The sequence below is a fragment of the Pseudomonas sp. B21-015 genome (assembly GCF_024749285.1).
In the GTDB taxonomy this organism is placed as follows: domain Bacteria; phylum Pseudomonadota; class Gammaproteobacteria; order Pseudomonadales; family Pseudomonadaceae; genus Aquipseudomonas.
The window spans coordinates 1,065,021-1,077,597 of the sequence record NZ_CP087196.1; the positions used below are offsets into that span (position 1 = coordinate 1,065,021).

At 54.2% G+C, this 12,577-nt stretch carries 7 protein-coding genes, 2 tRNA genes and 3 rRNA genes; 11 read left to right on the forward strand and 1 reads right to left on the reverse strand.

Translation table 11 applies throughout. The features are described 5' to 3' along the window. Positions 1–2: 2 nt before the first annotated feature. Positions 3–425 carry a DUF4124 domain-containing protein gene (locus tag LOY38_RS04930; protein ID WP_258699065.1) on the reverse strand — a complete coding sequence of 141 codons (423 nt, stop codon included), beginning with the start codon at positions 423–425 and terminating at the stop codon, positions 3–5. A 401-nt stretch (positions 426–826) separates the two neighbouring features. Between LOY38_RS04930 and LOY38_RS04935 the strand changes: the two genes are divergently transcribed. The 11 genes from LOY38_RS04935 to rrf all read left to right on the forward strand — a co-directional run bounded on the left by LOY38_RS04935 (position 827) and on the right by rrf (position 12,547). Further along, complete coding sequence (locus tag LOY38_RS04935; protein WP_258699066.1) at positions 827–2,551, forward strand: acetolactate synthase 3 large subunit; 1,725 nt, start codon at positions 827–829, stop codon at positions 2,549–2,551. Between the two features lie 2 nt (positions 2,552–2,553). Next, positions 2,554–3,045 (forward strand): acetolactate synthase small subunit, encoded by a 492-nt coding sequence (gene ilvN / locus LOY38_RS04940; RefSeq protein WP_057450890.1) that lies wholly within the window; start codon positions 2,554–2,556, stop codon positions 3,043–3,045. 47 nt (positions 3,046–3,092) lie between these two features. Further along, the gene (gene ilvC, locus LOY38_RS04945; protein ID WP_003228216.1) at positions 3,093–4,109 is read left to right on the forward strand and encodes a ketol-acid reductoisomerase; all 1,017 of its coding nucleotides are present in this window, start codon (positions 3,093–3,095) and stop codon (positions 4,107–4,109) included. Between the two features lie 145 nt (positions 4,110–4,254). Further along, entirely contained in the window at positions 4,255–5,112 is an 858-nt protein-coding gene (gene pssA, locus LOY38_RS04950) for a CDP-diacylglycerol--serine O-phosphatidyltransferase (RefSeq protein ID WP_095055878.1), read from the forward strand. Positions 5,113–5,175: 63 nt separating this feature from the next. Continuing rightward, a complete protein-coding gene (gene msrP, locus LOY38_RS04955; protein ID WP_258699067.1) occupies positions 5,176–6,189 on the forward strand; it encodes a protein-methionine-sulfoxide reductase catalytic subunit MsrP in 1,014 nt (337 codons plus the stop codon). After that, the gene (msrQ, locus tag LOY38_RS04960; protein WP_258699068.1) at positions 6,189–6,809 is read left to right on the forward strand and encodes a protein-methionine-sulfoxide reductase heme-binding subunit MsrQ; all 621 of its coding nucleotides are present in this window, start codon (positions 6,189–6,191) and stop codon (positions 6,807–6,809) included. The genes msrP and msrQ overlap by 1 nt, the downstream gene beginning before the upstream one ends. A 543-nt stretch (positions 6,810–7,352) precedes the next feature. Then, positions 7,353–8,891, forward strand: a 16S ribosomal RNA gene (locus tag LOY38_RS04965). A gap of 82 nt (positions 8,892–8,973) precedes the next feature. After that, a tRNA-Ile gene (locus LOY38_RS04970) sits at positions 8,974–9,050 on the forward strand. 33 nt (positions 9,051–9,083) lie between these two features. Beyond that, a tRNA-Ala gene (locus LOY38_RS04975) sits at positions 9,084–9,159 on the forward strand. Between the two features lie 236 nt (positions 9,160–9,395). After that, positions 9,396–12,287 (forward strand): 23S ribosomal RNA (locus tag LOY38_RS04980). A 144-nt stretch (positions 12,288–12,431) separates the two neighbouring features. Continuing rightward, positions 12,432–12,547 (forward strand): 5S ribosomal RNA (gene rrf, locus LOY38_RS04985). Together the 16S, 23S and 5S rRNA genes with 2 tRNA genes alongside form the textbook arrangement of a ribosomal RNA operon. The last annotated feature ends 30 nt before the right edge of the window (positions 12,548–12,577 follow it).

Sequence of the window (12,577 nt, forward strand, 5' to 3'; positions counted from 1 at the left end):
ATCTACTGGCAGTTTTTCGTGATCTGTTTCTGTGCTTCGGTGATGCGCTCCTGACGTTGTTGGTCGGTCAGGCGGCGCATCTCACCGTCGACCTCCTCCCGTAGTCGCGGATTGTTCTGCAGTTGAGCCAGGTTCGTTCGGGCCTGCTCGCAGAACACTTTCAGCTGGGCCTGCTGCTCGCCGACCTGTTTTTTAACTTTGTTGTCGATGGCCTTTTGATCGCCTATGACGTTGCCGCGCGGTGGCGTGCTCGGCTTGCCGACGGGCGGGGCAGGCGTCACCACAAGGCTGGCTTCCCGGCCCTGGGGCGGTTGCGCATCGAAATGGGTGACGCCCTGGGCATCGATCCATTTATAGACCTGACCCGCCATGCACAAAGGGCTCAGGCCGATCAGCAAGCCAGCGGTGAAGAAGAACGTTCGCATGCCATTTCCTTGTCATGAGTGCGCAATTGAAGCTAACACACTTGCGGTTTAAAGGTTTTTTCTTGCGTTCTCATGCGCTTAGTTCGAATAAAGCGCATTGACGGCTTGACTTGCGATGGGCGAAACAGAAGAATCCAAAGTCCGCTGTAGAGGGACTGCCAGAAGCAGACCCACTCGGTAGATCATGAGGCGCACATCCGCGCCGACCTGTTACACCCGCAACGCGTTACCTCGCGCTGGGTGGGAAAGGCCCGCAACACTTGGGACGATCCCAATACTTGCTCAGTCAGTGCTGACGTAGTCGGCGACCACCGTCGCTCATGCTCTGCCGAGAAGTAAACCTATTAAGACCCGTCCTCTTTGTATGTGGGCGGTATTCTGGCGTTTTAGAGGTGAACAACGTGGAGCTTTTATCTGGCGGTGAGATGCTCGTCCGCTTTTTGCGTGACGAAGGCGTCAAATATATCTACGGGTACCCGGGTGGTGCTCTTCTTCATGTCTACGATGCCCTGTTCAAAGAACCGGAAGTGACCCACATCCTGGTTCGTCACGAGCAGGCTGCGACCCATATGGCCGACGGCTACGCCCGTGCCACCGGTAAAGCCGGCGTGGTACTGGTCACTTCCGGCCCGGGCGCAACCAACGCCATCACCGGTATTGCCACGGCCTACATGGACTCCATTCCGATGGTGATCATTTCCGGCCAGGTGCCTAGCACCTTGGTAGGCACCGATGCATTCCAGGAAACCGACATGATCGGTATCTCCCGGCCGATCGTGAAGCACAGCTTCATGATCAAGCACGCGTCGGAAATCCCGGAAGTCATGAAGAAAGCGTTCTACCTGGCGCAATCCGGTCGTCCTGGTCCGGTCGTTGTCGATATCCCGAAAGACATGACCAACCCGGCCGAGAAGTTCGAATACATCTTCCCGAAAAAAGCCAAGCTGCGTTCCTACAGTCCGGCTCTTCGCGGTCACTCCGGGCAAATCCGCAAGGCGGCAGAAATGCTCCTGGCGGCCAAGCGTCCTGTGCTTTATGCAGGCGGCGGCGTGATTCTCGGTGGTGGCTCCGCGCCGCTGACCGAACTGGCGAAGATGCTCAACCTGCCAGTGACCAATACCCTGATGGGGCTGGGTGCCTACCCTGGCACCGATCGTCAGTTCATCGGCATGCTCGGCATGCACGGCAGCTACACCGCCAACCTGGCGATGCACCATGCCGACGTGATCCTTGCAGTCGGTGCGCGCTTCGATGACCGCGTGATCAACGGCCCGGCCAAGTTCTGTCCGAATGCCAAGATCATTCATATCGACATTGACCCGGCTTCGATCTCCAAGACCATCAAGGCAGACGTGCCTATCGTCGGCCCGGTCGAGAGTGTCCTGACCGAAATGGTCGCGATCCTCAAGGAAATCGGCGAGACCCCGAACAAGGAGTCCGTTGCCAGCTGGTGGAAGCAAGTTGATGAGTGGCGCGGTGACCGCGGTCTGTTCCCTTACGACAAGGGCGACGGCAGCGTGATCAAGCCGCAGACCGTGATCGAAACCCTGTGCGAAGTGACCAAGGGCGACGCCTTTGTGACCTCCGACGTGGGGCAGCACCAGATGTTCGCAGCGCAATACTACAAGTTCAACAAGCCGAACCGCTGGATCAACTCCGGTGGTCTGGGCACCATGGGCTTCGGTTTTCCGGCGGCCATGGGCGTCAAGCTGAGCTTCCCGGATGATGACGTCGCCTGCGTAACGGGCGAGGGCAGCATCCAGATGAACATTCAGGAACTGTCGACCTGCCTGCAATACGGTTTGCCGGTGAAGATCGTCATTCTGAATAACGGTGTACTGGGTATGGTTCGCCAGTGGCAGGACATGAGTTATGGCAGCCGCCACTCGCACTCCTACATGGAATCGTTGCCTGACTTCGTCAAGCTGGCCGAGGCCTATGGTCACGTTGGCGTGCGCATCACCGAATCGAAAGATTTGAAGTCGAAGATGGAAGAGGCGTTCGCCATGAAAGATCGCCTGGTGGTTATCGACATTTCGGTCGACACCAGCGAGCACGTCTACCCGATGCAGATCAAAGACGGCTCCATGCGCGATATGTGGTTGAGCAAGACGGAGCGTACTTAATCATGCGGCACATTATTTCCTTGCTTCTGGAAAACGAACCGGGCGCTCTGTCTCGTGTAGTTGGCCTGTTCTCGCAGCGCAACTACAACATCGAAAGCCTGACCGTGGCACCCACCGAAGACCCGACCTTGTCGCGTCTGACGCTGACCACAGTTGGCCACGATGAAATCATCGAGCAGATCACCAAGAACCTGAACAAGTTGATCGAAGTGGTCAAGCTGGTCGACCTGTCGGAGAGTGCTCACATCGAGCGCGAACTGATGCTGGTCAAGGTCAAGGCCACCGGCGCCCAGCGCGCCGAGATCAAGCGCACCACCGATATTTATCGTGGGCAGATCGTTGATGTCAGCGCCAGCGTGTATACCGTTCAATTGACCGGTACCAGCGACAAGCTCGACAGCTTCATTCAATCGATCGGCACTGCCTCGATTCTGGAAACCGTACGCAGTGGCGTCACCGGGATTGCCCGCGGCGACAAAGTACTGAGCGTCTAAACCAAATTAGCGAATGGCCTGAAGGGCCAGATATAAAGGGGAAATTCATGAAAGTTTTCTACGATAAAGACTGCGACCTGTCGATCATCCAGGGCAAGAAAGTCGCCATCATCGGTTACGGCTCCCAAGGCCACGCTCAAGCGTGCAACCTGAAAGACTCCGGCGTTGACGTTACCGTTGGCCTGCGTAAAGGTTCGGCCACCGTTGCCAAAGCCGAAGCCCACGGCCTGAAAGTGACCGACGTTGCTTCCGCTGTAGCGGCTGCCGACCTGGTCATGATCCTGACCCCGGACGAGTTCCAGTCTTCCCTGTACAAGAACGAAATCGAGCCGAACATCAAGAAAGGCGCCACCCTGGCCTTCTCCCACGGCTTCGCGATCCACTACAACCAGGTTGTGCCACGCGCTGACCTCGACGTGATCATGATCGCGCCGAAAGCTCCGGGCCACACTGTGCGTTCCGAGTTCGTCAAAGGCGGCGGTATCCCTGACCTGATCGCTATCTACCAGGATGCTTCGGGCAACGCCAAAAACGTTGCACTGTCCTACGCTGCTGGCGTTGGCGGCGGCCGTACCGGCATCATCGAAACCACCTTCAAGGACGAGACCGAGACCGACCTGTTCGGCGAACAAGCCGTTCTGTGCGGCGGTACCGTTGAGCTGGTAAAAGCCGGTTTCGAAACCCTGGTTGAAGCTGGCTACGCGCCGGAAATGGCCTACTTCGAATGCCTGCACGAACTGAAGCTGATCGTTGACCTCATGTACGAAGGCGGTATCGCCAACATGAACTACTCGATCTCCAACAACGCTGAGTACGGCGAGTACGTGACCGGTCCGGAAGTAATCAACGCCGAATCCCGTCAGGCCATGCGCAACGCCCTGAAACGTATTCAGGACGGCGAATACGCCAAGATGTTCATCAGCGAAGGCGCTACCGGTTATCCTTCGATGACCGCCAAGCGTCGTAACAACGCCGCTCACGGTATCGAAATCATCGGCGAGCAACTGCGCTCCATGATGCCGTGGATCGGTGCCAACAAGATCGTCGACAAAGCCAAGAACTAAGTCGCGAGCTTGTACGGAAAACGCGGCCTAGGCCGCGTTTTTTCGTTTGGATCCGCCGGTTCTGGTATAAAGCTGCATCGTTTGCGGTCGAACCGTCGTCCCAGACACCTGTCGAAACTTTCCACCCCGTTGCAAGGTAATGTCCATGAGCGAACGTCCCGAAGAGCCAAAACAGGCTTCTGACGCCGAAAGCCTTCTGCCTATCGATGAACACATCGAAGAAGGGCATGACGCTGAAGGCCGTAAAGTCCGGCATCGTGGTATCTATCTTCTGCCGAATCTGTTCACCACGGCGAACCTCTTCGCAGGGTTCTATTCCATTATCAACTCGATGAGCGCCCAGAGCGCCTTGAGTGCCGGTGATGCAATCGGCGCGAGCAAGTATTTCGCGTTTGCCGCGATCGCGATTTTCGTCGCCATGGTGCTCGATGGCCTTGATGGTCGTGTTGCCCGTATGACCAATACCCAAAGCGCCTTCGGTGCCGAGTACGACTCGCTGTCGGACATGGTTGCCTTTGGTGTTGCGCCGGCATTGCTGGCGTTCGGCTGGGCCTTGGGTGATATGGGCAAGGTCGGCTGGATGGTTGCGTTCATCTATGTGGCGGGGGCGGCGTTGCGTCTGGCGCGTTTCAATACTCAGGTCGGTACGGCAGACAAACGCTACTTCATCGGTCTGGCCAGCCCGGCCGCGGCCGGTGTGGTCGCAGGCATTGTCTGGGCGTTCAGCGATTACGGCATTCAGGGCTCCAAGATGTCGTTCCTGGTTGCTCTGATGGTCGCCGCGGCTGGCATGCTGATGGTCAGTAACATCAAGTACAACAGCTTCAAGGAACTGGACTTGAAGGGGCGCGTTCCCTTTGTCGCGATCCTGGCGGTAGTGCTGGTATTTGCCGTTGTGTTCAGTGATCCGCCGCGCATCCTGCTGCTGGTCTTCCTTGGCTATGCGGCTTCTGGGCCGGTGCAGTACCTGTTACGTCTTCGTCGGCACAAAAAAGCCGAGTGATGTAATTTCCCTCATACTCCGCAGTCTATGGGTGCATCTGTCCTCCAAAGCTGCGGAGTTGTCATGCTGATCAAAGTCCCCAAAGCGTCTGACTGTCATGAGTCTGATGTCACGCCTGAATCTCTCTACCTTTCTCGTCGCAGAATCTTGGGTGCCACCGTTGCCGGTTTGGCTGTGAGCAGTCTGCCGCGCTGGGCGAATGCCGACGATGTTGCGCGTTATGCCGATGTCGAGTCTGGCAAGGCACCGTCCTGGTTTGCCGAAAAACTTCCTTCCACTAAATGGGGGGCGGTCAACGTCAAGGATGAGGCGATCACACCTTTCAAGGACGCGACCCACTACAACAACTTCTATGAGTTCGGTACCGATAAAGGTGATCCCGCGGCCAATGCCGGTGCGCTGAAAACCGAACCGTGGAGTGTGGTGGTGGACGGGGAGGTGGGTAAGCCGGGGCGGTATGCGCTGGAAGACTTCATGAAGCCTTATCAGCTGGAAGAGCGTATTTATCGTCTTCGCTGTGTGGAGGCCTGGTCGATGGTCATTCCATGGATGGGTTTTCCCATTTCAGCCTTGCTCAGGGAGGTCGAGCCGACGTCCGAAGCCAAATTCATTCGCTTCGAAACCTTGCAGGATCCCAAGAGTATGCCCGGACAGCGCTCCGGCTTTGCCTTGATCGACTGGCCTTATGTAGAGGGGTTGCGTCTGGATGAGGCGATGAACCCGTTGGCGATTCTTGCTGTAGGTATGTATGGACGTGAGTTGCCCAATCAGAACGGTGCACCATTGCGTCTGGTGGTGCCCTGGAAGTACGGCTTCAAGAGCATCAAATCCATCGTCCGCATCAGCCTGGTCAGCGAGCAGCCGAAGACTACATGGCAGAGCATTGCGGCAGATGAATATGGCTTTTATGCGAACGTGAATCCGACAGTCGATCACCCGCGCTGGACCCAGGCACGGGAACGGCGTTTGCCGAGTGGTCTGTTCAAGCCCAATGTACGAGAAACGCAAATGTTCAACGGCTACTCGGATGAAGTCGCTTCTTTATATGCAGGGCTCGATCTGCGGAAGAATTACTGATGCGATATCCGTTCTGGCGTATCGGTGTCTTCGTCGCTGCAGCGATTTGGCCGCTGCTTTGGTTGTACCAAGCCTGGGCGGATGTGCTGGGGCCTGACCCGGGCAAGGTGCTGGTTGACCGTCTGGGGTTGGGGACACTTGTCCTGTTGCTCATTACGTTAAGCATGACGCCTTTGCAGAAGCTAACCGGTTGGCCGGGATGGATAGTTGTCCGGCGGCAGTTGGGGTTGTGGTGTTTCGCCTATGTGGTTCTGCATTTGAGTGGTTACGCGGTGTTCATCCTTGGCTTCGATTGGTCGCAGCTGAGTGTCGAGTTGCGCAAGCGGCCGTACATTATTGTCGGAACGCTGGGGTTTCTCTGTTTGTTGGCATTGGCAATCACCTCCAATCGTTATAGTCAGCGGCGTTTGGGGGCTCGCTGGAGGAAACTGCACCGACTGGTCTATGTGGTTCTCGGGTTTGGGTTGTTGCATATGTTGTGGATCGTTCGCGCTGATCTGAAGGAGTGGGCTGTCTATGCTTCTATAGGTGCCTTGCTATTAGTACTGCGTTTACCGCCAATAACCCGTCGAATCCCACGTTTAACAGCTAAAAAGACACCTTCCGCCAGAAAAGCGTAATTAACGGTTGACGGCAGATTCTGGACGTCTATAATTCGCCCCACTTCTGGCGCAGTCGAAACGGAAAACTCCTTGATAAACAATGAGTTACGCAGTTTTCGGCGGCGGTTACGCTTCAGTTCATCGAGGCCAGAAGGAGTTGGTAAGGCAGTGTGTTGTCGCCTTATTGACGGTTCGATCTTCTCGGTCGAAAGCGGAGAAAAACAGGTGTTGACAGCAGCGACTAACGCTGTAGAATTCGCCTCCCGCTAACGAGAGATCGGAAGCGCAAGTGGTTGAAGTTGCAAAGGAAACTTTGAAAACTTCTGAAAATAACCGCTTGACAGCAACAGAGGCTGCTGTAGAATGCGCGCCTCGGTTGAGACGAAAGATCTTAACCAACCGCTCTTTAACAACTGAATCAAGCAATTCGTGTGGGTGCTTGTGGAGTCAGACTGATAGTCAACAAGATTATCAGCATCACAAGTTACTCCGCGAGAAATCAAAGATGTAACCAACGATTGCTGAGCCAAGTTTAGGGTTTCTTAAAACCCAAAGATGTTTGAACTGAAGAGTTTGATCATGGCTCAGATTGAACGCTGGCGGCAGGCCTAACACATGCAAGTCGAGCGGCAGCACGGGTACTTGTACCTGGTGGCGAGCGGCGGACGGGTGAGTAATGCCTAGGAATCTGCCTGGTAGTGGGGGATAACGCTCGGAAACGGACGCTAATACCGCATACGTCCTACGGGAGAAAGCAGGGGACCTTCGGGCCTTGCGCTATCAGATGAGCCTAGGTCGGATTAGCTAGTTGGTGAGGTAATGGCTCACCAAGGCGACGATCCGTAACTGGTCTGAGAGGATGATCAGTCACACTGGAACTGAGACACGGTCCAGACTCCTACGGGAGGCAGCAGTGGGGAATATTGGACAATGGGCGAAAGCCTGATCCAGCCATGCCGCGTGTGTGAAGAAGGTCTTCGGATTGTAAAGCACTTTAAGTTGGGAGGAAGGGCAGTTACCTAATACGTAATTGTTTTGACGTTACCGACAGAATAAGCACCGGCTAACTCTGTGCCAGCAGCCGCGGTAATACAGAGGGTGCAAGCGTTAATCGGAATTACTGGGCGTAAAGCGCGCGTAGGTGGTTCGTTAAGTTGGATGTGAAATCCCCGGGCTCAACCTGGGAACTGCATTCAAAACTGTCGAGCTAGAGTATGGTAGAGGGTGGTGGAATTTCCTGTGTAGCGGTGAAATGCGTAGATATAGGAAGGAACACCAGTGGCGAAGGCGACCACCTGGACTGATACTGACACTGAGGTGCGAAAGCGTGGGGAGCAAACAGGATTAGATACCCTGGTAGTCCACGCCGTAAACGATGTCAACTAGCCGTTGGGAGCCTTGAGCTCTTAGTGGCGCAGCTAACGCATTAAGTTGACCGCCTGGGGAGTACGGCCGCAAGGTTAAAACTCAAATGAATTGACGGGGGCCCGCACAAGCGGTGGAGCATGTGGTTTAATTCGAAGCAACGCGAAGAACCTTACCAGGCCTTGACATCCAATGAACTTTCCAGAGATGGATTGGTGCCTTCGGGAACATTGAGACAGGTGCTGCATGGCTGTCGTCAGCTCGTGTCGTGAGATGTTGGGTTAAGTCCCGTAACGAGCGCAACCCTTGTCCTTAGTTACCAGCACGTAATGGTGGGCACTCTAAGGAGACTGCCGGTGACAAACCGGAGGAAGGTGGGGATGACGTCAAGTCATCATGGCCCTTACGGCCTGGGCTACACACGTGCTACAATGGTCGGTACAGAGGGTTGCCAAGCCGCGAGGTGGAGCTAATCCCATAAAACCGATCGTAGTCCGGATCGCAGTCTGCAACTCGACTGCGTGAAGTCGGAATCGCTAGTAATCGCGAATCAGAATGTCGCGGTGAATACGTTCCCGGGCCTTGTACACACCGCCCGTCACACCATGGGAGTGGGTTGCACCAGAAGTAGCTAGTCTAACCTTCGGGAGGACGGTTACCACGGTGTGATTCATGACTGGGGTGAAGTCGTAACAAGGTAGCCGTAGGGGAACCTGCGGCTGGATCACCTCCTTAATCGACGACATCAGCTGCTCCATAAGTTCCCACACGAATTGCTTGATTCATTGAAGAAGACGATAAGAAGCAGCCCGAAATTGGGTCTGTAGCTCAGTTGGTTAGAGCGCACCCCTGATAAGGGTGAGGTCGGCAGTTCGAATCTGCCCAGACCCACCAATTTTGCTTGTGTGGGAACGCCTGTAGAAATACGGGGCCATAGCTCAGCTGGGAGAGCGCCTGCCTTGCACGCAGGAGGTCAACGGTTCGATCCCGTTTGGCTCCACCACTACTGCTTCTGTTTGTTGAAAGCTTAGAAATGAGCATTCCATTGTGATGATGGTGAATGTTGATTTCTAGTCTTTGGCTAGATCGTTCTTTAAAAATTTGGGTATGTGATAGAAAGATAGACTGAACGTTACTTTCACTGGTAACGGATCAGGCTAAGGTAAAATTTGTGAGTTTAATCGCGAATTTTCGGCGAATGTCGTCTTCACAGTATAACCAGATTGCTTGGGGTTATATGGTCAAGTGAAGAAGCGCATACGGTGGATGCCTTGGCAGTCAGAGGCGATGAAAGACGTGGTAGCCTGCGAAAAGCTTCGGGGAGTCGGCAAACAGACTTTGATCCGGAGATGTCTGAATGGGGGAACCCACCTAACATAAGTTAGGTATCTTAAGCTGAATACATAGGCTTAAGAAGCGAACCAGGGGAACTGAAACATCTAAGTACCCTGAGGAAAAGAAATCAACCGAGATTCCCTTAGTAGTGGCGAGCGAACGGGGACCAGCCCTTAAGTGGCTTTGAGATTAGCGGAACGCTCTGGAAAGTGCGGCCATAGTGGGTGATAGCCCTGTACGCGAAAATCTCTTGGTCATGAAATCGAGTAGGACGGAGCACGAGAAACTTTGTCTGAATATGGGGGGACCATCCTCCAAGGCTAAATACTACTGACTGACCGATAGTGAACTAGTACCGTGAGGGAAAGGCGAAAAGAACCCCGGAGAGGGGAGTGAAATAGATCCTGAAACCGTATGCGTACAAGCAGTGGGAGCCCACTTTGTTGGGTGACTGCGTACCTTTTGTATAATGGGTCAGCGACTTATTTTCAGTGGCGAGCTTAACCGAATAGGGGAGGCGTAGCGAAAGCGAGTCTTAATAGGGCGTCTAGTCGCTGGGAATAGACCCGAAACCGGGCGATCTATCCATGGGCAGGTTGAAGGTTAGGTAACACTGACTGGAGGACCGAACCGACTACCGTTGAAAAGTTAGCGGATGACCTGTGGATCGGAGTGAAAGGCTAATCAAGCTCGGAGATAGCTGGTTCTCCTCGAAAGCTATTTAGGTAGCGCCTCATGTATCACTGTAGGGGGTAGAGCACTGTTTCGGCTAGGGGGTCATCCCGACTTACCAAACCGATGCAAACTCCGAATACCTACAAGTGCCGAGCATGGGAGACACACGGCGGGTGCTAACGTCCGTCGTGAAAAGGGAAACAACCCAGACCGTCAGCTAAGGTCCCAAAGTTATGGTTAAGTGGGAAACGATGTGGGAAGGCTTAGACAGCTAGGAGGTTGGCTTAGAAGCAGCCACCCTTTAAAGAAAGCGTAATAGCTCACTAGTCGAGTCGGCCTGCGCGGAAGATGTAACGGGGCTCAAACCATACACCGAAGCTACGGGTATCACTTAGGTGATGCGGTAGAGGAGCGTTCTGTAAGCCTGTGAAGGTGAGTTGAGAAGCTTGCTGGAGGTATCAGAAGTGCGAATGCTGACATGAGTAACGACAATGGGTGTGAAAAACACCCACGCCGAAAGACCAAGGTTTCCTGCGCAACGTTAATCGACGCAGGGTTAGTCGGTCCCTAAGGCGAGGCTGAAAAGCGTAGTCGATGGAAAACAGGTTAATATTCCTGTACTTCTGGTTATTGCGATGGAGGGACGGAGAAGGCTAGGCCAGCTTGGCGTTGGTTGTCCAAGTTTAAGGTGGTAGGCTGGAATCTTAGGTAAATCCGGGATTCCAAGGCCGAGAGCTGATGACGAGTGTTCTTTTAGAACACGAAGTGGTTGATGCCATGCTTCCAAGAAAAGCTTCTAAGCTTCAGGTAACCAGGAACCGTACCCCAAACCGACACAGGTGGTTGGGTAGAGAATACCAAGGCGCTTGAGAGAACTCGGGTGAAGGAACTAGGCAAAATGGCACCGTAACTTCGGGAGAAGGTGCGCCGGTGAGGGTGAAGGACTTGCTCCGTAAGCCCACGCCGGTCGAAGATACCAGGCCGCTGCGACTGTTTATTAAAAACACAGCACTCTGCAAACACGAAAGTGGACGTATAGGGTGTGACGCCTGCCCGGTGCCGGAAGGTTAATTGATGGGGTTAGCTAACGCGAAGCTCTTGATCGAAGCCCCGGTAAACGGCGGCCGTAACTATAACGGTCCTAAGGTAGCGAAATTCCTTGTCGGGTAAGTTCCGACCTGCACGAATGGCGTAACGATGGCGGCGCTGTCTCCACCCGAGACTCAGTGAAATTGAAATCGCTGTGAAGATGCAGTGTATCCGCGGCTAGACGGAAAGACCCCGTGAACCTTTACTATAGCTTTGCACTGGACTTTGAATTTGCTTGTGTAGGATAGGTGGGAGGCTTTGAAGCGTGGACGCCAGTTCGCGTGGAGCCATCCTTGAAATACCACCCTGGCAACTTTGAGGTTCTAACTCAGGTCCGTTATCCGGATCGAGGACAGTGTATGGTGGGTAGTTTGACTGGGGCGGTCTCCTCCTAAAGAGTAACGGAGGAGTACGAAGGTGCGCTCAGACCGGTCGGAAATCGGTCGTAGAGTATAAAGGCAAAAGCGCGCTTGACTGCGAGACAGACACGTCGAGCAGGTACGAAAGTAGGTCTTAGTGATCCGGTGGTTCTGTATGGAAGGGCCATCGCTCAACGGATAAAAGGTACTCCGGGGATAACAGGCTGATACCGCCCAAGAGTTCATATCGACGGCGGTGTTTGGCACCTCGATGTCGGCTCATCACATCCTGGGGCTGAAGCCGGTCCCAAGGGTATGGCTGTTCGCCATTTAAAGTGGTACGCGAGCTGGGTTTAGAACGTCGTGAGACAGTTCGGTCCCTATCTGCCGTGGACGTTTGAGATTTGAGAGGGGCTGCTCCTAGTACGAGAGGACCGGAGTGGACGAACCTCTGGTGTTCCGGTTGTCACGCCAGTGGCATTGCCGGGTAGCTATGTTCGGAATAGATAACCGCTGAAAGCATCTAAGCGGGAAACTAGCCTCAAGATGAGATCTCACTGGGACCTTGAGTCCCCTGAAGGGCCGTCGAAGACTACGACGTTGATAGGTTGGGTGTGTAAGCGCTGTGAGGCGTTGAGCTAACCAATACTAATTGCCCGTGAGGCTTGACCATATAACACCCAAGCAATTTGCTGACTCGAGAGAGCACCAGATTGCGGTGTGTGAAGACGCAATGAACCGAAAGTTCGCACAAACACACAAACTATCGCATACCCAATTTGCTGAAGCGTCGAAAGACGGTTCGGTACCCGAATTTCTTGACGACCATAGAGCATTGGAACCACCTGATCCCATCCCGAACTCAGCAGTGAAACGATGCATCGCCGATGGTAGTGTGGGGTTTCCCCATGTGAGAGTAGGTCATCGTCAAGATTAAATTCCGAAACCCCTATCTGCGTATGC

Bases quoted from the DNA above. Each gene is read 5' to 3' on its own strand.
- LOY38_RS04930 (WP_258699065.1), bottom strand. From the start codon at position 425: ATGCGAACGTTCTTCTTCACCGCTGGCTTGCTGATCGGCCTGAGCCCT.
- ilvN (WP_057450890.1), top strand. From the start codon at position 2,554: ATGCGGCACATTATTTCCTTGCTTCTGGAAAACGAACCGGGCGCTCTG.
- ilvC (WP_003228216.1), top strand. From the start codon at position 3,093: ATGAAAGTTTTCTACGATAAAGACTGCGACCTGTCGATCATCCAGGGC.
- pssA (WP_095055878.1), top strand. From the start codon at position 4,255: ATGAGCGAACGTCCCGAAGAGCCAAAACAGGCTTCTGACGCCGAAAGC.
- msrP (WP_258699067.1), top strand. From the start codon at position 5,176: ATGCTGATCAAAGTCCCCAAAGCGTCTGACTGTCATGAGTCTGATGTC.
- msrQ (WP_258699068.1), top strand. From the start codon at position 6,189: ATGCGATATCCGTTCTGGCGTATCGGTGTCTTCGTCGCTGCAGCGATT.